This is a genomic window from Limisalsivibrio acetivorans (genome assembly GCF_000421105.1).
GTDB lineage: Bacteria > Chrysiogenota > Deferribacteres > Deferribacterales > Geovibrionaceae > Limisalsivibrio > Limisalsivibrio acetivorans.
The window spans coordinates 1,844,397-1,865,121 of the sequence record NZ_ATWF01000001.1; the positions used below are offsets into that span (position 1 = coordinate 1,844,397).

The following is a 20,725-nucleotide window of genomic DNA, read 5'->3' on the forward strand; positions in this document are numbered from 1 at the left end:
ATATAAAAGTACGATTCAGGTACATTTAAGCGCCTAACCGATACTAACACAGGGGAGCTAAAATGGGTATCATCAGGGTATTGTTTATTATTGCTTTGGCGCATATTGTCTTTGCGGCCGAACTCCCGGAAGGCTTTGTTTACCTGAATGATAGAGCCCCCACCATCATCAAGGATATCCGCTATCACACCAGTCACAACTTCATTGGCACTCCCGTAGACGGGTATGAAGAGCCTGAATGTATCCTTACCGCAGAGGCTGCGGACGCTCTGGCGGTTTTTCAGCAGGAGCTTCTGGAAAAAGGATTCTCCCTCAAAGTGTACGACTGTTACCGCCCCCAGAGGGCTGTGGATCATTTTGTGCGGTGGGCAAAGGATACTGGCGACACCCTGACAAAGGGTGAGTTTTATCTCCATGAGGACAAGAGCACTCTGTTTGAACGTGGATACATCGCCTCCCGCTCGGGACACAGCAGAGGGAGCACGGTGGACTTGACCATTATTCCAGCCGATATGCCGTCACAGGAGGAATACATCCCCCATATCGATCTCAGGGACTGCATTGAGGATAACCGCTACGGCGACAACAGCATAGATATGGGCACAGGGTTCGATTGCTTCCACGAGCTCTCCTCCACACTCCATCCAGCAATAACCGGAAAGGCCGCAGAGAACAGAAGCATGCTCCTCGAAGGGATGCAGAGACACGGATTTAAGAACTACAGCAGGGAGTGGTGGCACTACACCCTCAAAAACGAGCCGTTCGGAGATACCTATTTCGATTTTCCGGTAAAGTGAACTTAATATTGCGGCGGAGAGTGCTTAAAATATCTTAATTATAAACAGGGCTGGTTTATGAAAAGCGAAGAGGAAAGAGGAAGAAGACAGCATATTGAGCGGGAGCTTGAATGCTCCAAAATGGCGGTAAGCCTGCACAGGAGCCTGAACCATGCCCTTGCGGATTCCGCCGATGATCAGGAGCTCCTCTCCATAATCTGCCGCCGTGCTGTGGAGATCTGCGGCTACAGTATGGTTTGGATGGGATTTCTGCTTGAACTAGACGAAAAGATCATAATCCCCGCCGCCTCCCACGGCGATCATTTCAGCTATCTGGACAACAACTCTGTACGCCTTGACACCTCAGATCCTTCATCAGGCCCTGCGGCAATATGCGCCTTAAACGAAGAAACAGTTATCGAAAACAGGATAGAGGACAGTGAGTATCTCAACTGGAGAGATAAGGCCCTCGACAGCGGGTTCGGATCCTTTGCCGCCATACCCATATCAAGCCTCGGTGGAGTATCCGGAGTTCTCTGCATCTATGCCTCGGAAAAGGACAGATTCGACAGCTTTGAGATGCAGGTACTTGAAGGCCTTATGAGCGATTTGAGTGCATGCCTGGGTGTAATCGGCGACCGGGAGGAGTGCCGTATACTTGAGCACAAATCGGATATATTCGAACAGAAGTACAACGTCCTTTTCAACAATTCCTCCGATGCGATCTTTGTCCACGAATTCACCCATGACCTCAGGAACGGAAGATTCATAGAAGTAAACGATGAAGCATGCGGAAAGCTAGGCTATACAAGGGATGAGCTCATCGGAATGACGCCGGGTGATCTTGAGTACCCCAGCGGCAAATACGATATAAACAATATAAGAAGCTCACTGCTGAATAACGGTCACTGCTACTTTGAGGCTGTGATGTTCACAAAGTCAGGCTCACTCCTGCCGGTGATGGTCGGAGCACACTGTTTCTCCCTCGGAGAGGTGAGCTATATCGTCTCCATAGTAAGGGACATATCCGAACGTGTCCGCATTCGCAAACAGTTGAACCTCCTTCGCAACGCCATTGAACAGAGCACCGTCTCAGTTGTTATTACAAACAGGGACGGAATGATAGAATATGTGAACCCGCATTTTGAGCAGACCTCCGGATACACCTATGAGGAAGCGGTGGGTGAGAACCCCAGACTCCTTAAATCGGGAAGGATGGAGGATTCCGTATATCAGGAGCTCTGGGAAACCATTGCAGAAGGTAATATCTGGAAGGGGGAGCTCTGCAACAAGAGAAAGGACGGAGGGCTTTATTGGGAATCTGCAATTATCTTCCCAGTTCGGGAGCCCGGCGGAGAGATCGTAAACTACATAAGCGTTAAAGAGGATATCACCGAACGCCGCATTCTTGAGGAGCAGGTGCGCCACTCCCAGAGGCTTAACCTAATCGGCGAAATGGCGGGGAACTTCGCCCACGACCTAAAGAATATTATTATGGTTATCGGAGGCTTCTCCGCAAGACTCCTGAAAACAGCCGATGAACATTCAGCAGAATACGAGTATATCACACATATCCAGAAGGCCGTGCAGAAGGCATCGAAGCTTACGAACGGCCTGCTAACCTTCGCCAGAAAACAGCCAAACAGGCCGGAGGTTCAGGATATCAATGTTGTGATAAAGGATTATGAGGATCTTCTGGCCAGGATCCTTGATGATAAGATAGAGCTTGAAATGATCCTCTGTGATGAGCCTGTCCACGTTTATGCGGACAGCGTGCAGATGGAGCAGGTTCTGATGAACATAGCCTCCAACGCCAAGGACGCCATGCCCGATGGGGGTAAGCTCCGTGTGGAAACATCACTCCAGCGTGCTGAGGGCTCACCGGTCTGTGCAAGGATTGTGATAAGCGACAACGGCCACGGTATGGACCCGGATACTGCAAGACACATATTCGATCCCTTCTACACAACCAAAGAGCCAGGCAAAGGGACCGGTCTTGGTCTCTCCATAGTTTACGGAATCGTCCGTCAGCATCGTGGAAATATCTCCTGCGAAAGCGAAAAGGGAAAGGGCACATCTTTTACGATAAATATCCCGCATTACACCACGGACGATGGCAAGGAGTGCTGTTTCGGTGATGAAGGGTAATCACTTCGGTGAGTACGTCTTCCCTGTGAGTACCTCCGGTACGATCCTTATAACCTCAACAGAATCAACGCTCTCCCTTGGGAAAGCCTCCTCTTCACCACCGTACTGCTTCATGAGAGCATTCAGCGCATAGACTTTTTCATCAAAGTCATCAAGGAATTCCGCCTTCCCTTCACCATATACAGAGGTATAAAGACAGGTCCATCTGCACCCTGTGGTTTCGGGGGCTATCCTGTTCTCCGTAATAACCTGGAATGATACCGTGGGGAGTTGTTTGAGGATGTTTATTTTCCGTCCCTGCTTTGCAGAATGGAAGAAGATATTCTCGCCGTCGAAGCCGTAGTTTACAGTGAAGATATAAGGGCGGGAACCCTCAACAGCGGCGATATGAAGTGTATCACCACCCTTGAGGATCCCGATTATTGTTTCCTGGTCTTTTATCTCTTTGTCAGCCCTTCGCATCCACCGTTTCCTGCTCGTTCAGCTCACAGCTGGAAAGGTTGGAGCATATCTCTGCTCTTTTGCCGATCCCATCGCTATCCATACCCTCTTGTTTGCATTTGGGGCAGTGGAGATGGTCGGAGTATTCAACGTTTCCGCCTTCGATAACAAGCTGTTCAGCGTTTACGATGAACCCGGCAACCTTAACCCTGGCTTTCTCAACCAAACGGGAAAACGTCGGGCGGGAGATGTTCATAAGGATTGCGGCTTCTTCATGGGAAAGACCTTCGTAGTCTGCGAGACGTATCGCTTCAAATTCATCAAGGGTAAGTACTGCTGTTTTGAGCTTCTTGGATGGAACTCCTCTTGGCTTGAAGTGACAAACTTCAGGTCTGAGGCCAACCGTCCTCGGTTTCAAGGGCCTGGGCATATATTACCTCCAATAAAAAATAAAAAAGTCCTTACTTTATGATACTTCAATATGAGCTATTGTTAAGAAGATTCAACTCTTTTAATATCATAAAAACAGCAGGGACTCAATAATCTTATTGAACCAATATGATTTAAATATCTTCTTCCCTTGTGGTGTAGGGCTCGGGGAGATCACACCCCTCCGGCATCTGGAATGGTATGGGGTATCTGATGCCCGCTTTATGGGTGCTTATAAGACCTTCGGCCACTTCATCGGCCATTTCCCACGGGAAGGCGGTTATCATCTCATGGTCCTGAGCCATGGCGAAACGCCTATCGCCGAGGCAGGGGATCTCCACTACAGGTTTCTTCTCAAGGATTGTCTCCGCAACACCCCTCGAGCAGACACCTGCATCACCGGATGTTTTGAAAACCAGATCCCCCCCTTCTGCGTATAGAAAAGCCTGAACCATGCGCATCGACTGGGCGGTATTCATGTAGATCACAGCACAATCGGGTTCGATACCTTCTATGGGTCTGGAAAGGGGGAATGTGAGTACACCCTTAGTTCCGGCGGGGAGTCTCGGCATCATCTCCTGCATCTTAACGGCCGCCTCGGGGGTTTTTTGATAAACGGAGCAGTTCACCTCACCCTTCATAACCCTTTCCGGAGGCTCTATGAGCCCTGCACAGGCGGAGCCGAGTACACAGAAACTATGTGCAGAAGTGATGTAGGTAGGCCAGCCGTAGTACCTTGAATAGGCTATCTGCTGGCAGATATTGATTTTCTTGTCTTTAACACGGAGCTTTACACCCTCTATGAGGGATTCATCCTTTATTATCTTAACCCCGACAGCCATGCTGCCGGGGTTTACGCATTTGTTCAGTGCTTCAAGGAAGCCGCCGCCACCCATTATTCGAACCTTGCAAATCTTTCAGGACTGAAGCGGACATTTCTGGGCAGAAGAGTCTTGCCTGGCTGAAGGGAGCCAACGGCTATGAGCATGGGAACAACATCCTTCTCATCGATGCCGAAAATCTCCTTCACCTTAGCCTCGTCGAAGCCGTCCATGGGATGGGTATCGAGACCCAGCCCCTTGGCGGCCAGCATAATACTCATGCCGAAGAAGGCGGCATTCTTAGCGGCGAAGATCCTTCTGCGTTCGCTGTCCGGCTCTCCATAGAAGCTGGAGGCCATCCCTCTGGGGCCGTCCGCACTCTCTTCATCGACGTACCCGTTATCGATCATACTCTGGATTATATCCTCAAGGTTCTCCTCCACAGCATCGGCGTTACCCACAACTATGATAACCGCCGAGGCGTCCTCAACCTTCGGCTGGCCGAAAGCCGCCTCACGAAGGGCCTTTTTCTTTTCATCAGTACGAACAACCACAGCCTCCCAAGGCTGCAGATTGAAGGAGGAGGGTGCAAGGGCTGCAAGGCTGAGCAGCTCCTCGAGCTTCTCATCGGATATGTGTTTTGTGGAATCGAAATCGTTTATCGAACGTCTTTCTCTGATAGCATTGAGCAGTTCCATGAATTACCTCCCGTTGAGGATACGAAAGGCGGCCACAGCCGCACCGTACCCGTTGTCTATATTAACAACCGTAACCCCCGGGGCGCAACTGGAGAGCATTCCAAGAAGTGCAGTGAAACCGCCTTTGGAAACTCCGTATCCCACCGAAGAGGGCACGGCAATCACAGGCTGGGGAAAACTGCCCCCTACAACCGAGGGGAGAGCCCCTTCCATACCGGCTACCACGATAATAACATCTTTAGCTCGGATTTGCTCCGCTCTGTTCACAAAACGGTGGAGACCGGCAACACCTATATCACTGTAAATTTCATGCTCTATGCCGAGAATTTCAAGGGTTTCTGCCGCCTCAAGGGCGACCTTCATGTCGGAGGTTCCTGCGGTTATAACGGCGGCTGTCCCGTTGAGCTTTACGGGTTCCTTTTTCATATACCGCATGGTTCCCGCCAAAGGATTGTATTCAAACTGAGGGTATATCCCTGAAAGGTATGCGTACTTTTGATCATCCAGGCCGGTGCAGAAGAAGTTCAGCTCGTTGGATAAATATTCGCCGGCGATCTGTTCGATCTGCTCCTTGGTTTTGCCTCTGCCGAAGATAACCTCGTCAAATCCGAGGCGCAGGCCTCTGCCCATATCTCCGTTGAAGCCGTCCCAGCTCATGGAAAGCTTTCCAGCGGCGTCATCCGGCTTTAGTTCACCCTTTGACACAGCCTCCAGCAGTTCAAGCAATTCATCCCTGTTCACCTTTGTACCCCCTGCATATTACATATATCTCAAAGGAGTTCTTTCTGGTTGCATCGGGTTTAACCACCTTAACCATATCAAAATCCTTCCTGAGACCTTTGAGGACCATATCCTTATCCTCCCCCTCAAAAAGTTTGAAGAGGAATGTTCCCTTCTTCTTTAATACCTTACGGGTGAGTTCAGCTATCTTCTGCACAAGTTCCACGCTGTTCACATGGTCCAGCAGTTTCTGCCCCGAGGTGTTCGGAGCGGCATCGGAGACTACAAGATCGTATTTGTCGGAGATCTCGAGAATCCTTTCCACGGTTTCATCCTCGGTTATATCGCCGTGGATAAAGTGGAAAGCGGGGTGGTTGAGGCTGTCCATCTCGAGTATGTCCACACCGACAACAACGCCGTTCTTCACTCTCTCCAGAAGCACCTGGCTCCATCCGCCGGGTGCACACCCCGCATCCAGAACCCTGCTGTTCTGATGGTACAGATTGTACTTTTTATCGATCTCTTTCAGCTTGTATGCAGCACGGGACTTATACCCCTCCTGCTTCGCTTTTTTATAGTATGGATCCTTTCTATCGTACATATTATCTCTTCTTAATGGATGTTACATCGTAGTGTTCTATATGATACTCGTCGTTGGGCCTTATCTCTATGGTTACGTTGAGCATAAGCTCTATCTCATCAAGGCTTTCCTTCTCATCGTTCAGCACGAGGTCCACCACATCCGGATGCGCCTCCACCAGTATCTTGCTGTTTGAGTTAAAGAAGGGGGCGACCCTGCGTATCTCCCTGAGTATATCATAACAGACGGTGAGCTTCGACTTAACGATACCCCTCCCTTCACAGTAGGGGCAGGGCTCGCTGAGTATGCGTGTGAGGCTCTCCTGTACACGCTTCCTCGTTATCTCCACAAGCCCGAGGGGGGATATGTTCACCACAGAGCATTTCGCCCTGTCGTTCTTAAGCTCGGACTCGAGTGATATGAGAACCTTCTCCTTGTTCTCCTCACGGCTCATATCGATGAAATCGACGATGATAATCCCGCCTATATTCCGCAGCCGCAGCTGCCATGCTATTTCCTTGGCCGCTTCAAGGTTTGTTTTGAGAATGGTCTCCTCGAAGTTGCGCTTGCCCACGTATCTGCCAGTGTTCACATCGATAACCGTGAGCGCTTCCGCCTGATCGATAACAATGTAACCACCGGATTTAAGCCATACCTTTTTATCCAGCAGACGGTTTATCTCTATCTCAATGTTGTAGTGGTCAAAGATGGGGAGCTCGTTCTCATACAATGAGACATCCACCCGCAGGTCGGGCATATACTCCCTGAGGAAGGTCTTCATCTTAAGATAGTCGGACTTGTTGTCTATGATGATGCGGCTGACGCTTTCGTTCACCACATCCCGCAGTGTGCGGAAGATGAGGTCGTGATCCTCATAGATGAGTGAAGGGGCCTTAACCCTGTTCATACGCTCACGTATCTTCCCCCAGAAGCGAAGGAGATAGTCGAGATCCGCATGGATCTCCTCCTCATCACGATCCGCAGAGACGGTTCTGGCTATAAGACCCATACCCTCCGGTTTTATCTCTTTGAGGATCTTCCGCAGACGCTCACGCTCGCCCTCACCCTCGATCTTGCGGGATACACCCACATGCTCATAGCCGGGCATAAGCACGATATAGCGTCCGGGTACGGTGAGATGGGTAGTGAGCCTTGCGCCCTTCTGTCCGATGGCCTCTTTGGCCACCTGAACGATGATCTCCTGCCCCTCTGTGAGGAGTTCCTGTATCGGGGGAAGGTCTCCGGCGGGTGGGCGGTGCTGGTCGATATCAATATCCGCCTCGTCCTCTATGCTTCCATCTACGCTCTTCTCAAGGAAGCTTACCCTCTCGCCGTTTTCCACATAAACATCCGCCACGGGGAGGAATGCGGCCTTATGCAGGCCGATATCCACAAAGGCGGACTGGATGCCGGGGAGAACCTTGACGATCTTCCCCTTATATATATTTCCTGCTACGTTTTTGCTGTGTTCCCTTTCGATAAAGAGTTCCGAGGTGTTGCCGTTCTCCTGAACAGCAACACGGCACTCGTTCACCGTTGAATTTATAATAATCTCTTTGGACACTTCTTCACCTTTATAAAGATTAGATTCGTGTCCTGCCTTCCAATGCTTTCAATAGGGTTATCTCATCGGTATATTCCAGATGGGAGCCTATGGGTACGCCGCTTGCGATCTTGGTTACGGATATATCGGGATAGTTCTGCAGCTGGCGTGAGATATAAACAGCCGTTGTTTCCCCCTCTACATCGGGGTTAAGAGCGATAATCACCTCTTCGATTTCGCCCGAGGCTCCCTTTTTAAGCAGATCCGCAATGTTCAGCTCATCGGGTCCTATGCCGTCCAGAGGAGAGATCTTTCCCCCCAGAACATGGTAAAGGCCTGTGAATGAGCCCGTTGCCTCAAGGATAAATATATCCCTCGGCTCCTCTACAACGCAGATCTTGGACTTGTCCCTGTATGGATCACTGCATATGGAACAGAGCTCACCCTCTGAAATACCGCCGCAAAGCTTGCAGAAGACGGTTTTTTCCTTAAGGGTGGTTATGCTTTCAGCGAGACGCTTAACATCCTCGTCCTTCATCTTGAGGATATGCAGTGCCAGTCGCCCGGCGGTTTTCTTTCCTATACCGGGCAGACGGGAAAGCTCATGAAGACAGTTCTCGAATATTCTGTTTCGTATCATAAAGCCCTTTTAAGAGCCGGGCTTTTTAGAACAGTCCCGGAATATTCATACCGCCTGTTACGCTGGAAAGCTTCTCCTGCACGGTTTCCTGAGCCTTTGTCATCCCTTCGTTAACAGCGGCGACAATGAGGTCCTGGAGCATGTCCACATCCTCGGGATCAACCACTTCCTTCTCAATATTGATGTCAAGTAGCTCGTTCTTGCCGTTAACCTTAACGGTAACCATACCGCCGCCGGCGGAGGCCTCAACAACTTCTTTGGCTGCCTCTTCCTGGGCCTCCTCAAGCTTCTTCTGCATCTTCTGAGCCTGTTTCATCATCTGCTGCATGTTCATGTCGGTATTCTCCTTATATCTTTAATTATTCTTTTATGGTTATTCTGGCTGATAATTATTCTTAGAACTAATTATTATACAAGCTGAGCGATTTAAATAAAGAGTTTTCTTTTTGACATAAAATTGTGCATATGTGACAAAAATAAATGTAACTATAAACATATGTCAAAGAAGGATATACTCATAATCTCATTATAAATGTGAATGTCATTTTCTATTAGTGTATGTATAATGGGCTGAGGTTTAGGATCTTGAGCCATGGAACCGTCGAAAAATCGGCTCCATGAGAAGTCACCGGAGGAAAGCGGAGATGAGATCTGCACTACACTTTTTTCTGATCATTGTTATGTTTGCCATTATATCTGCATGCGCAGCGGAGGAATCTGAGTACAGCTCACCATTCGACAAGCCCCCCAACGAGAACAGCGAACCCGATGTCCGCTCACTTTCCTATGCAGACTTCGAAACTTACAATGGCTTTTACACCCTTGAGGAATACAGGCTCGACTCCTTCGAAGGTGAGTACATCTGCGACGAGGGGGATATGTGTTTCGGTGAGATGAGCATCGATACGGATAACGACCAATCCTCTGTTAAGTACCAGGTGGGGGCACTGTTGCGGCTGAAGAGATACGAATCTATTGATCCGGACAGCTTCTTAATGGACGCCCAGAACTGCACAAACAATTACCACGAAATTATAGATGAACATTTCATGACGTTGAGTTATGAAAATTGTATTACCGGAGCCAATGTTCCCTATGATTTTACACTGGTTTTTCAAAAGATATCCAACACGCCGAGGCTTATCAATGCGGAGAATTACTGAGATTTATTAACTGCCTGCTGAACCGCATGGACAGGAACCAAGTGCGGCGCTGTGAAGTAATAAATATCTGGGGATGGGGCTTTTACCTACGTATTGCCGTGAATCTTGAAAAAAGCTTTTATTGAGCTGTCTATAATCTCCTGCTCCCTCTTCTTCTCCGGTCTTGGATATATACCTAGGAGGACGGGCCAGAAGAGAGACTCCTTAATGATCCCAAGAAACTGCTGGGATGCAAGAGCGGGGTCATCTATTTTCAAAAGCCCCTGCTCCGATTTGAGCTTCAGGTACTCTTCCAAAGTTGCGAGCATGGGTCGAACGCTGTTCTCTGAGTACATCTCATTAAGCACCGGAAACCGGCCAGCCTCGCCCATAACAAGACGGAGAAGCTTGGTAAATGTCTCGGAACGAAGGAGTTCAAGGAGCTTGATACTGAAGGATTTCAGTTCTACAGCCACCGGAGTATCCGAGCAGGGATCTAGCTCCGGAGCCTCCAGACGGCTCCATGTCATACGAACAACCTCGGCGAAAAGCATCTCCTTTGACGAAAAGTGATTGTAAACCGTTCGCTTTGACACCTCCGCCTTAGAGGCGATCTCATCCATGCTGACACTGCCGAAGCCATTGCTAAGAAAAAGCTCGGCAGCTGCCTCCGTTATAGACTCCCTCTTTATCTCAGAAACGGTTTTAATATCCTTATCCTTCATCCTTACCCCTTCGGACACAGATTATATGTAAAATATATATAAAAATCGACCTGTTCATTGACAAAATCACGATCACAATAGTAAACTACACAGTGTAGTTTACTATTAAGGAGGAGACAATGGAAAGAAGAAAGCTTGGAACTCAGGGACTTGTTGTCAGCAAAATCGGCCTTGGCTGTATGGGTATGAGCGAATTCTACGGCAAAGGTGATGACAGCGAATCTATCAAGGTTATCCACGAAGCTCTGGAGCGAGGGCTCACCTTCCTTGATACGGCAGATATGTACGGCAATGGTGCAAATGAAGAACTTGTGGGCAAGGCTGTGAAAGGCAGGAGGGACAGCTTCGAGATCGCAACCAAATTCGGCATTGTCCGGAGTGAGGATCCTACAAAAAGAAGCATATGCGGTCGCCCGGAATACGTGAAGGAGGCGTGCGAAAAAAGCCTGAAACGCCTCAACATTGATACCATTGACCTGTACTATAACCACAGGAAGGATCCCGAGGTCGAAATCGAAGAGACCGTGGGTGCCATGGCCGAGCTTGTTAAGGAGGGTAAGGTTCGCTATCTGGGACTGTCTGAGATGGGTGCAGAGACTCTTCGAAGGGCGTATAAAGTACACCCAATCACAGCACTACAGTCAGAATATTCACTCTGGACGAGGGATATCGAAGGGGAGATACTCGATACCTGCCGTGAACTGGGCATAGGCATTGTGCCGTACAGCCCCCTCGGAAGAGGCTTTTTGACCGGTGCTATCAAATCACAGGACAGCCTCGACAAAGACGATTTCCGCAGGCAAAATCCCAGATTCTCTGAAGAAAGCATGAAGGCAAACCTTAAACTGGTTGAGAAGGTTGAGAAGATCGCAGGCGAAATAGGATGCACACCTGCACAACTGGCCCTTGCATGGGTTATCGCCAAAGGGGAGGACATGGTTCCCATACCGGGTACAAAGAAGATTAAATACCTGAAGGATAACATCGGTGCGGCAAAACTAAGCCTCAGCAGCGAGATTGTGAAAACCCTCGATGAAGCCATCGACCCGAACGAAGTAAAGGGGCTGCGCTACGACGCCCAACACATGAAAATACTTAATTCGTAAGCCTAGTGTGTATGGGAAATAGTCAGGGTAATAAACAACCGTACGAGTAATGTAAGATACATATTAAGGGGAGCTTTGTTCCCTGAAAGTTCCCCTTAAAAAAACCATTGAAAATATCCTCCTAAAAACCCCCTTTAGGTTGTTGATTCAGGTTAGTACGTCCATAGACAGGTAGCGTTCTCCAGAGTCGGGCAGGATTATTACGACATTTTTTTTCTCCATCTCCAATTCTTTAGCGGCCTTTATGGCGGCGGCGACTGCAGCACCGGAGGATATTCCTGAGATGATCCCTTCTTCTTTTGTCAGTCTTTTAGCGTATTCAATCGCCTCATCGTTACCCACCTGTACCATTTTGTCGATCATGTCGAGGTCGAGGGTTTCGGGTATGAACCCAGCACCGATACCCTGTATCTTATGCGGACCCGGTTGTAGTTCATTTCCGTTAAGTGTCTGCTGAATAACAGGGCTGTCCTCTGGCTCGACGCCAATTGAAATAATCGATTTCCTTTTATCAAGCTTTATGTACTGGGATACGCCGGAGATTGTTCCGCCTGTCCCTATACCTGCAACAAAAGCATCAATTTCCCCGTCGGTATCATCCCAGATTTCGGGTCCTGTGGTTTTGCGGTGGATGGCAGGGTTCGCTGGATTTTTGAACTGCTGGGGCATGTAGTATCTGTCCGGCTCGTTTTCTGCAAGCTCTGTGGCATGCTCTACAGCGCCTTTCATCCCTTTCGCGCCGGGTGTGAGTATGAATTCTGCACCGAAGGCGCTCATCATCTTTCTGCGTTCAACACTCATCGTGTCGGGCATAACGAGGGTAACCTTAATACCGAGGGCAGCGCCCGCATATGCAAGGCCTATACCCGTATTACCGCTGGTGGGTTCTATGATAGACGTGTTATCTTTGATCACGCCGCGTTCCAGCGCATCCCATATGAGGGCGGCTCCGAGACGGCATTTAACAGAATAGGCGGGGTTTCTCCCCTCTATCTTGACAAGGAATGTGTTGCCGAGGTCCTTGGTTATCTTATTAAGCTTTACGAGGGGTGTATTCCCTATTGAGAGCGGGTTGTTTTCATATATTCGCATATTGGCCTCCGACTCAGCGTTTATTGACAAGGTATTACATTTTAACTATTTTGCTAGGAAAACTAAATAATAACGGCTGAAATTGCCGCATGCAAGGAGACAGCGTGGGTAAGATTCTTTATATAAGCACGAGCGAGAAGAAGGGCGTACAGAAAAGCAATGTAGATAAAGCAAATATGATAGACAATTTCGGCATAGAGGGGGATGCTCACGCTGGCAAATGGCACAGGCAGGTTAGTTTCCTCGCCGAAGAAAGTATCGATAAGATGCGTAAAAGCGGCATTGATGTGAGCGGCGGCGACTTTGCGGAGAATATCACCACCGAAGGGGTGGATCTTGTCTCCATGAAGGTTGGCGAAAGGCTGAAGGTAGGGGATGTAGAGTTCACCATATCCCAGCTGGGCAAGCTCTGCCATAATAAATGCGCCATATACTACGCCGCAGGAACATGCGTCATGCCGCGAGAGGGTATCTTTGGCGTTGTTTCAGGTAACGGTGAGATCAAGGTCGGCGATGAGGTGGAAAAACTTCCTAAGAAAGGTCTCAGTGCCGCTGTTATCACACTCAGCGACAAGGGTAGCCGTGGTGAACGTGTTGATGAAACGGGTCCTATGCTTGTGGAGTATCTCAAGGAAAACCTCAACGTTACATACACCCGCCTTGAACTTATCCCCGATGATAAGGAGGAGCTCCGCAACACTCTCAAGTACATGAGCGAACTCCAGGGATTCGACATAATAATAACCAACGGCTCCACAGGCGTTGCGCCACGTGATATCGCCCCCGATGTTACGCTTGAGCTTATTGAACGCCGTCTTCCCGGCTTTGAAGAGGCAATGCGGATGGAAAGCTACAAAAAGGTTGCCACAGCCATTACATCCAGAGCAGTTTGCGGTACAATGGGTAGCAGCCTCGTGATAAACCTCCCCGGAAGCCCCAAGGCGGCAAGGGAGAATTTTGAGGCTGTGGCGGCGGCCGTTGAGCACACGGTAAAGAAACTGCAGGGGGATCCCACTGATTGCGCACAGCAATGATAAAGGACTTTATATAGCACTGGACGGTCTGGACGGGTGTGGAAAAAGCACCCAGTGCCTCCGGCTTGCAAAGTATTATGCCGATAAGGGACGGGAGATCCTGCTTACCCGTGAGCCAGGCGGAACCGATCTCGGTGCGGAATTGCGGGAGCGTCTTCTCTCAAAACGTTACGAACTTGAGATCGAATCGGAGCTTATGCTTTTTTTTGTAGACAGGGTTGAGCACCTTGCCAAGGTCGTTGTGCCGGCCCTCAATGAGGGAAAGGTTGTCATAAGCGACCGCTTCACAGCCTCCACCTTTGCCTATCAGGTTCACGGCAGAGGTATTGGAAGGGACGCATACGATGCCCTTGAGGCGATATCCCTGCGGAGGGTTCCTGATCTGGCTGTTATTGTGGATGCTGATCCCCAGGTATGCGTGGGTCGTGCTGTGGAGAGGCTGAGAGCCACAGGAACCGAAGAGGCGGAGGGAAAGTTTGAAATGCTCGGTTCCGGCTTCTTCCAGAAGGTTCGACGAGGCTTCCTCGATTTCGCCGATGAGCACAGCTTCTGCGAGGTTGTGAACGGCTCTGGAAGTGAGGATGATGTATTCAAAAGGATTCTGGAACACCTTCAATGAGACATCAGGGGCATGAACGGGAGCGGGAGATATTCCGCAAGGCTCTCCAAAACAATAAGCTCGTACATTCATACATATTCAGTGGAAAAGAGGGGAGCGGGAAGAAGCATTTTGCTCTGGAGCTTGCAAGGGGGCTTTTCTGCGGGGCAGATGCCTTCATGGCGGATACGGACTGCAACCACGCCCCGAAGGTTGAGGCGAAGAACCACCCCGATCTACATATAGCAGAGGAGGAGAAGATCCCCGTTGCGACCATACGGGAGTTCAACTCCCAGGCCTATATGAGCCCTCTCTCTGCACAGTGCAAAGTGTTTATAATAGATAACGCCCATGTTATGGAGGCGACTGCCGCCAACGCTTTCCTTAAAACCCTTGAGGAACCAGGCGCGGACACTTTCTTCTTTCTAATAACCGATAAATATGACAGAATCCTCCCCACAATCAGGTCAAGGTGCGTTCAGGTAGACTTCTCCGCCCTCACCGATGAGGATGTCCGCACTGTTGTGGAGGATATCCGCCCCGATGCAGAGGGGCTTGATGAGGCTGTTAAGCTGGCTTCGGGTTCTGTATCCTATGCGCTGTATCTTCTGGATATGGGCATTGCAGACCACGGTCTCCCCTTTGGTGATATGGATGGAGAAACCCTGTATCGTCATATAGATACGCTTAAGGAAAAGGACGACATACGCCTCTTCTGCTCAACCCTGTACAGGTGGCTGAGCGATAGGTACCGAGAGAGCGGAGACCCGCTTCTATTAAGCTTTTCCAACTATTTACTGGAAATTTTGAGAAGGCTTGACTATAATGTTAACCTCGAAATATTCAAATTCGACCTGTTCATAAAAACAGCAGAGGTAATTCTTGAAAGAGATTGAGGCTACGGGGGTTTCCTTTAAACCCGCCGGTAAAATATACGATTTTTTATCCGCAGGTGTTGATGCAAAACTCCGCCAACACGTTGTTGTGGAAACGGAAAAAGGTGAGGATATCGCACAGGTAGTGCTACCTCCCCGTCCTGTGGTGGCAGATAACCCTAAGGAAATGAAGCGTGTTATACGCCTTGCCACCGAGGAAGACCTTGAGAATGCGAAGAGGAATAAAGAGGAAGAGCCGAAGGCTTTTAAGTCGTGTAAAGAATTTGTAGTGAAGCACGAGCTTGAGATGAAGCTGCTAAAGGCGGAATACACGCTCGACAGAAGCAAGCTGACCTTCTTCTTTACAGCGGACGGCCGTGTGGATTTCCGTGCTTTGGTGCGTGATCTTGCCCGTGTTTTCAGAACACGGATCGAGATGCGCCAGGTAGGTGTTCGTGACGCCACAAAAATGCTCGGCGGTTTCGGGCTCTGCGGCAAGGAGTTCTGCTGTTCCACGTTTCTTAGAAAATTCGATAATATATCCATAAAGATGGCCAAGGACCAGAACCTTATCCTTAACCCCACAAAGATCTCCGGCGTATGCGGGAGGCTTATGTGCTGCCTCCTTTACGAAAAGGAGAGCTACGACGAAAGCGAGGATGGAGCAGAGGTTGTGGAACTTAAAGATATGGCTGAGAAGGAAGGAGGAGATATATGACCGGCAAACCATGGTATATCACCACCCCGATCTACTATGTGAACGATGTACCCCACATAGGGCATGCTTACACCACCATAGCATGCGATACCGCCGCAAGATACAAGCGGATGACCGGGCATGATGTATACTTCCTCACAGGAACCGATGAGCACGGGCAGAAGATAGAAGAGGCCGCCCAAAAGAGAGGGATTACACCCCAACAGCTGGCAGATAGCGTTGTGGAGCGTTTTGAAGACCTCTGGAAAAACCTGAATATACAGAACGACGGGTTTGTCCGTACTACGGATGACCGCCATAAGGAAGCCGTCCAGAAAATCTTCATGAAGATGAAGGAGAACGGAGATATATATCTCGACCATTACGAGGGATGGTACTGTACCCCTTGCGAAACCTACTGGACCGAGACCCAGCTTCTCGACGGCAACTGCTGCCCCTCCTGCGGCAGGGAGACAAAGCGGCTCAAGGAACCGAGCTATTTCTTCCGCATGAGCAAATACGGGGACAAGCTCCTTAAGCACATCGAGGATAACCCCGATTTTATCCAACCGGAATCCAGAAGGAACGAGATCCTTTCCTTTGTTCGTGAAGGGCTTCGTGACCTCTCTGTCAGCAGGGTAACCTTCAAATGGGGAATACCCGTACCCGATGACCCGGAGCACGTTATATACGTATGGATAGATGCACTTACAAACTATATCTCCGCCCTCGACTACAAGAACGAGGGTGAAAAGTTCCAGAAATACTGGCCTGCGAGCTACCATCTTGTGGGTAAGGATATCCTTCGTTTCCATACGGTTTACTGGCCCACAATGCTCATGAGTGCCGGAATACCCCTGCCCGAAAGGGTTTATGCCCACGGATGGTGGACCGTTGAGGGTCAGAAGATGAGCAAATCCCTTGGTAACGCTATCGAGCCGAACTGGCTTGTGGAGACCTTCGGCGTGGATGCAATACGCTACTTCCTGCTCAGGGAGGTCCCCTTCGGGCTGGATGGAGACTTCTCCTTTAAAGCTCTGGTGCACAGAGTGAACGGAGATCTTGCAAACGATCTAGGAAACCTGCTGAACCGCACACTCGGTATGCTCAATAGATATTTTGACGGAGTTCTCCCCGAATATTCCGATCCGGATCCTGCGGATGATGCCCTTGACCAGAAGGTATCAGAGGTATTCGATAACGTTGACAAACACATCAGCAACCTGGCTTTTAACAAGACCCTGATGTCCATATGGGAGCTGGTGGGGCTTTACAATAAATATATCGACGAGATGCAGCCCTGGGCCCTTGCCAAAGACGAGTCTAAGAAAGGGCGTCTCGGCTCTGTGCTGTATAATATTCTCGATGGAGCAAGGCTCCTTTCTATCCTCGTAGAGCCTTTCATGCCCGAAACAGCCGCAAAGATGCGCAAGCAGCTTGGTGTTAGCGAAAAGGTGGAGCCGGCACCCGTAGAGGAGCTTAAGAAGCTACGTAAACTCCCCTCCGGAGCCAAGCTCGGCAAGGGTGAGCAACTCTTCCCCAGGCTCGATGAAAAGGAGGTCTTTGAGAAGGTGCAGAACCAAAAAGGACCCTCCGATGCTGAGAAGAAGGCGGAGAAGGAGAAAGAGGCAGAGCTCATCGATTTTAAAGAGTTTCTGCGCATGGAGATAAAGGCCGGAAAGATACTTGAGGGTGAGAAGATAAAGAAATCAGACAAACTGCTTAAGCTCAAGGTAGACGTTGGCGATCCCGCACCAAGAACCATCGTGGCCGGAATCGCAAAGAGCTATAGGCCGGAAGAACTCGTTGGTAAGACGGTTTCTGTAGTAGCGAATCTCAAGCCCGCCAAGCTTATGGGTGTTGAGTCCCAAGGTATGGTTCTTGCCGCTTTCGATGGGGAGAAGCATCAGGTTGTCGAGCTCCCTGAGGATGTGCCTGTGGGTACACAGATAAAATAAACAACGTTCTGTTGACACACGGGGCGTAAAAGTAGTAATATTCACTGGTTGCAAAATGTGAAGAGATGTTTTGTGTCGGTGAAGATATACGGATAGGATATGATTTCCAAGAAGGAAGGCCGGCAGTTTGAGGAGTTCATGGAGGAGTTGGCCTCCATCGATGGCTTTTTTACAGACAGCCATGCACATATACATTTTCCGCCTCTTAGCGAAGAGCTTGAGGATGTTGTAAAAAGAGCGGCTGAATGCCGTGTTGAACGTATAGTAACCATAGGTATAGATCTCGAGGACAGCCGCAGGGCTGTTAAGGTTGCGCATGATTTTGAGAATGTCTTTGCCGCTGTGGGTGTTCATCCCCACGATGCGGAAGGATTCAAAACATCAATGCTCCACGAGTTCGAGGCTATGCTTAGATCTGACAAGGTTATAGCCCTAGGTGAGATAGGTCTGGATTTTTACAGGAACCACTCACCCCAGGAAAGACAGGAAGATGTTTTTGCAATTCTTCTTGATTTGGCTGTGGCAGAGGAAAAACCTGTTATAATACACAATAGGGACGCAACCAGTCGCTGTATGGATGTTATGGATCCAATCATTGGTTCACGTGAGAGAAACGGGATTATCCATTGCTTCAATGGTGATAAAGACTTTCTCCGCTGGGCGCTGGATAATGGCTTCTACATCTCATATGCTGGTCCCGTTACATACAAAAAGTCAGACGATTTGCGTGAAACACTGAAGTATGTTCCTGCAGAAAGGCTTTTCATTGAAACAGACTGTCCCTACTTAGCTCCAATGCCCTACAGAGGGAAAACAAACGAGCCGGCGAGAACCGTATTCACAGCAGAAACGGTTTGTGCTGAGAAGGGACTCAGCTTGCAGGAGCTTGCTCACAGACTTGAGGAGAACTTCAGGACGCTCTTCGGGGATATCTGAATGGACAAAAGAATACTGCTAGTCGAAGACAACAGGGATGAGCGGGAAGGTCTCGCAAAGCTCCTTGAAGGGAGCGGTTTTAGCGTCGAAACTGCCGAAAATGGCCTCTTCGCTCTTGATAAGCTCAAGGAGGAGGAGTTCGACCTGGTGGTTACGGATCTCATGATGCCCGCTGCCGACGGTTTACAGTTCCTCCACACGATCCGCAGTGCTGGGGACGAAATGCCTGTTATCGTTATTACCGGTAATGAAAATATTGCCAGCATGCTCTCCGCATTCCAGATGGGCGCCCTTGATGTTGTCTACAAACCCTTCAACTATGATACACTTTTAGAAACAATAAGTGGCGTATTAAGCTGAACATGTTTGCACACATCTGCCAAAGGATTATAATATAAATAAAGGGCGGTTATTTTAATAGCTGGCCACCTTTCTAACGGAGGCAGATGATGAAAGATATCAAAAAGATTATTTACCCAACCGACTTTTCCGAGCCCTCCAGGACGGCCTTTGACTATGCTGTAAGCATGGCGAAGATGTGCGGTGCCCAACTCGAGATTCTACACGTTATGTTCGATGAAACCCAGGTAGTTTCGTTCTATCTCCCTCAGGTAACAATGCAGAACCTTTCTGTGGATATTGAGGAGGGAGCAAAGAAGGAAATGAAGAAATTTGTGGAAGAATCCGGCGAACTAGGTGATATTGAATACACTTACACTCTCAAGAAGGGGACACCCTTTGTGGAAATAATCAAGCATGCTAAGGAGTCCGGTGCAGATATGATAGTTATCGGTACACACGGACGCAGTGGGTTGGAGCATGTTCTCTTCGGCTCAACGGCGGAGAAGGTTGTGCGAAAGGCCTCTTGCCCGGTGCTTACCATCAGGAGCAATCAGGAGGACTTTAAGCTTCCTTAGGCTTTGATGTAATCTGGGGAATTAGTCATTCTATTTAATCTATGGAATTTCCCGTCCATGGAAATTCCATAGATAAAATCAGACCAAGGCAAATTCCATACATAAAATAGAAAAAGGAGCCCATAAGGCTCCCTTCTCCGAGTGAGGTTGTAAAGAGTCAGATGTAGATATATTTAACTTTTAGGGTGCTCTATCGAAATAGTAAGCAAGGTCTACTGTATCTGCATTTATATCTGCGCAACCACCAGCCGTCCATGTTTGGTCGTCCTCTTCACGAACACGTCCGTCTGTGCCGTCGATGGCCTTATCAATCACAGAGTCAAGGGTTTGAGCCGCATAGCAGGGTACGCCCCGCACAACGATAACGTTAAGACCGCCATACTCTGCATAGTAGGCAAAGCCAAGACCATCGGAGAACTGTGCATGCTGATCGTTTGCCTGTGTAGGAAGGATTCCTGCCGCCTCGAGCTCACTAAAAGCCTGATCCGGATCGTTTGATGTGTTTGTGTCAGCACAGAGACCTGCGGGGGTGTTGTTTATCGTTCCAATACCGTTGTTCTGGCCGGTTTCGTCCACAAGACCATCGTTGTCACAGTCGCCTGCGAAACGATTGAACCGCTCATAGAAAGTGAACTGCATATTTTCAAGGCTTCTGACATCGGTGACGAAGTTTTTAACCTTCGCACCCTGTATAAGCTCTTTTCCTTTCATTACCATTCCGAGGATGATTCCGATGATAACCAGTACAATTGCCATCTCAACAAGGGTAAAACCCTTTCTGTTCATAAAATGCCTCCAAAGGTGTCTAGATATATTTTCTTATCCCGACATTAGCCTCATACGTGTAAA

The 20,725-nt window shown here is 49.1% G+C and carries 24 protein-coding genes; 12 read left to right on the forward strand and 12 right to left on the reverse strand.

Annotated features, from left to right (window positions below; genetic code table 11):
- The first annotated feature begins 62 nt into the window (after window positions 1-62).
- The gene (locus K300_RS0108730) at window positions 63-797 is read left to right on the forward strand and encodes a M15 family metallopeptidase (RefSeq protein ID WP_022851291.1); all 735 of its coding nucleotides are present in this window, start codon (window positions 63-65) and stop codon (window positions 795-797) included.
- Between the two features lie 57 nt (window positions 798-854).
- Window positions 855-2,924, forward strand: coding sequence for a GAF domain-containing sensor histidine kinase (locus K300_RS16220; protein WP_022851292.1), 2,070 nt, complete (start codon window positions 855-857; stop codon window positions 2,922-2,924).
- On the opposite strand, the gene K300_RS0108740 is transcribed toward K300_RS16220, so the two are convergent.
- From K300_RS0108740 to K300_RS0108780, 9 genes are all read right to left on the reverse strand, one after another.
- Window positions 2,925-3,386, reverse strand: coding sequence for a pyridoxamine 5'-phosphate oxidase family protein (locus K300_RS0108740; RefSeq protein WP_022851293.1), 462 nt, complete (start codon window positions 3,384-3,386; stop codon window positions 2,925-2,927).
- Window positions 3,373-3,795 (reverse strand): DUF134 domain-containing protein, encoded by a 423-nt coding sequence (locus K300_RS15175; protein ID WP_022851294.1) that lies wholly within the window; start codon window positions 3,793-3,795, stop codon window positions 3,373-3,375. Before K300_RS15175 ends, K300_RS0108740 begins: the two co-directional genes overlap by 14 nt.
- A gap of 133 nt (window positions 3,796-3,928) precedes the next feature.
- Window positions 3,929-4,690 (reverse strand): DUF169 domain-containing protein, encoded by a 762-nt coding sequence (locus K300_RS0108750; protein ID WP_022851295.1) that lies wholly within the window; start codon window positions 4,688-4,690, stop codon window positions 3,929-3,931.
- Window positions 4,690-5,313 (reverse strand): nitroreductase family protein, encoded by a 624-nt coding sequence (locus K300_RS0108755; RefSeq protein WP_022851296.1) that lies wholly within the window; start codon window positions 5,311-5,313, stop codon window positions 4,690-4,692. Before K300_RS0108755 ends, K300_RS0108750 begins: the two co-directional genes overlap by 1 nt.
- 3 nt (window positions 5,314-5,316) lie before the next feature.
- Entirely contained in the window at window positions 5,317-6,054 is a 738-nt protein-coding gene (gene larB / locus K300_RS0108760) for a nickel pincer cofactor biosynthesis protein LarB (protein ID WP_022851297.1), read from the reverse strand.
- Window positions 6,041-6,634 (reverse strand): RlmE family RNA methyltransferase, encoded by a 594-nt coding sequence (locus K300_RS0108765; RefSeq protein WP_022851298.1) that lies wholly within the window; start codon window positions 6,632-6,634, stop codon window positions 6,041-6,043. The genes larB and K300_RS0108765 overlap by 14 nt, the downstream gene beginning before the upstream one ends.
- A gap of 1 nt (window position 6,635) precedes the next feature.
- Window positions 6,636-8,177 carry an Rne/Rng family ribonuclease gene (locus K300_RS0108770; RefSeq protein ID WP_022851299.1) on the reverse strand — a complete coding sequence of 514 codons (1,542 nt, stop codon included), beginning with the start codon at window positions 8,175-8,177 and terminating at the stop codon, window positions 6,636-6,638.
- A 19-nt stretch (window positions 8,178-8,196) separates the two neighbouring features.
- On the reverse strand, window positions 8,197-8,796 hold the full coding sequence (gene recR / locus K300_RS0108775) for a recombination mediator RecR (protein ID WP_022851300.1): 600 nt from the start codon (window positions 8,794-8,796) through the stop codon (window positions 8,197-8,199).
- 25 nt (window positions 8,797-8,821) lie between these two features.
- Window positions 8,822-9,130: a YbaB/EbfC family nucleoid-associated protein gene (locus tag K300_RS0108780; RefSeq protein WP_022851301.1), complete on the reverse strand. Its 309-nt coding sequence runs from the start codon at window positions 9,128-9,130 to the stop codon at window positions 8,822-8,824.
- 310 nt (window positions 9,131-9,440) lie between these two features.
- On the opposite strand from K300_RS0108780, the gene K300_RS0108785 reads away from it, so the two are divergent.
- A complete protein-coding gene (locus K300_RS0108785) occupies window positions 9,441-9,959 on the forward strand; it encodes a hypothetical protein (protein WP_022851302.1) in 519 nt (172 codons plus the stop codon).
- A gap of 86 nt (window positions 9,960-10,045) precedes the next feature.
- Here the strand turns inward: K300_RS0108785 and K300_RS0108790 are convergent, their stop codons facing one another.
- A complete protein-coding gene (locus K300_RS0108790) occupies window positions 10,046-10,663 on the reverse strand; it encodes a TetR/AcrR family transcriptional regulator (protein ID WP_022851303.1) in 618 nt (205 codons plus the stop codon).
- A 119-nt stretch (window positions 10,664-10,782) separates the two neighbouring features.
- Between K300_RS0108790 and K300_RS0108795 the strand changes: the two genes are divergently transcribed.
- Window positions 10,783-11,769, forward strand: a complete 987-nt coding sequence (locus tag K300_RS0108795) for an aldo/keto reductase (protein WP_022851304.1) — start codon at window positions 10,783-10,785, stop codon at window positions 11,767-11,769.
- Window positions 11,770-11,916: 147 nt separating this feature from the next.
- On the opposite strand, the gene cysK is transcribed toward K300_RS0108795, so the two are convergent.
- Window positions 11,917-12,861 (reverse strand): cysteine synthase A, encoded by a 945-nt coding sequence (gene cysK, locus K300_RS0108800; RefSeq protein WP_022851305.1) that lies wholly within the window; start codon window positions 12,859-12,861, stop codon window positions 11,917-11,919.
- A 104-nt stretch (window positions 12,862-12,965) separates the two neighbouring features.
- On the opposite strand from cysK, the gene K300_RS0108805 reads away from it, so the two are divergent.
- The 8 genes from K300_RS0108805 (at window position 12,966) to K300_RS0108840 (ending at window position 19,876) form a co-directional block, all read left to right on the forward strand.
- The gene (locus K300_RS0108805) at window positions 12,966-13,895 is read left to right on the forward strand and encodes an MOSC domain-containing protein (RefSeq protein WP_022851306.1); all 930 of its coding nucleotides are present in this window, start codon (window positions 12,966-12,968) and stop codon (window positions 13,893-13,895) included.
- 13 nt (window positions 13,896-13,908) lie between these two features.
- A complete protein-coding gene (tmk, locus tag K300_RS0108810) occupies window positions 13,909-14,514 on the forward strand; it encodes a dTMP kinase (RefSeq protein ID WP_283804760.1) in 606 nt (201 codons plus the stop codon).
- Window positions 14,511-15,389, forward strand: coding sequence for a DNA polymerase III subunit delta (locus tag K300_RS16225; protein WP_022851308.1), 879 nt, complete (start codon window positions 14,511-14,513; stop codon window positions 15,387-15,389). Before tmk ends, K300_RS16225 begins: the two co-directional genes overlap by 4 nt.
- Window positions 15,376-16,086 carry a PSP1 domain-containing protein gene (locus K300_RS0108820; protein WP_022851309.1) on the forward strand — a complete coding sequence of 237 codons (711 nt, stop codon included), beginning with the start codon at window positions 15,376-15,378 and terminating at the stop codon, window positions 16,084-16,086. Before K300_RS16225 ends, K300_RS0108820 begins: the two co-directional genes overlap by 14 nt.
- Window positions 16,083-18,023, forward strand: coding sequence for a methionine--tRNA ligase (metG, locus tag K300_RS0108825; protein WP_022851310.1), 1,941 nt, complete (start codon window positions 16,083-16,085; stop codon window positions 18,021-18,023). The genes K300_RS0108820 and metG overlap by 4 nt, the downstream gene beginning before the upstream one ends.
- A gap of 99 nt (window positions 18,024-18,122) precedes the next feature.
- Window positions 18,123-18,959 carry a TatD family hydrolase gene (locus tag K300_RS0108830; RefSeq protein WP_022851311.1) on the forward strand — a complete coding sequence of 279 codons (837 nt, stop codon included), beginning with the start codon at window positions 18,123-18,125 and terminating at the stop codon, window positions 18,957-18,959.
- The gene (locus K300_RS0108835) at window positions 18,960-19,319 is read left to right on the forward strand and encodes a response regulator (RefSeq protein WP_022851312.1); all 360 of its coding nucleotides are present in this window, start codon (window positions 18,960-18,962) and stop codon (window positions 19,317-19,319) included.
- 89 nt (window positions 19,320-19,408) lie between these two features.
- Complete coding sequence (locus K300_RS0108840) at window positions 19,409-19,876, forward strand: universal stress protein (protein ID WP_022851313.1); 468 nt, start codon at window positions 19,409-19,411, stop codon at window positions 19,874-19,876.
- Window positions 19,877-20,056: 180 nt separating this feature from the next.
- Here the strand turns inward: K300_RS0108840 and K300_RS16230 are convergent, their stop codons facing one another.
- Window positions 20,057-20,662 carry a prepilin-type N-terminal cleavage/methylation domain-containing protein gene (locus tag K300_RS16230; protein ID WP_022851314.1) on the reverse strand — a complete coding sequence of 202 codons (606 nt, stop codon included), beginning with the start codon at window positions 20,660-20,662 and terminating at the stop codon, window positions 20,057-20,059.
- Window positions 20,663-20,725: the final 63 nt, after the last annotated feature.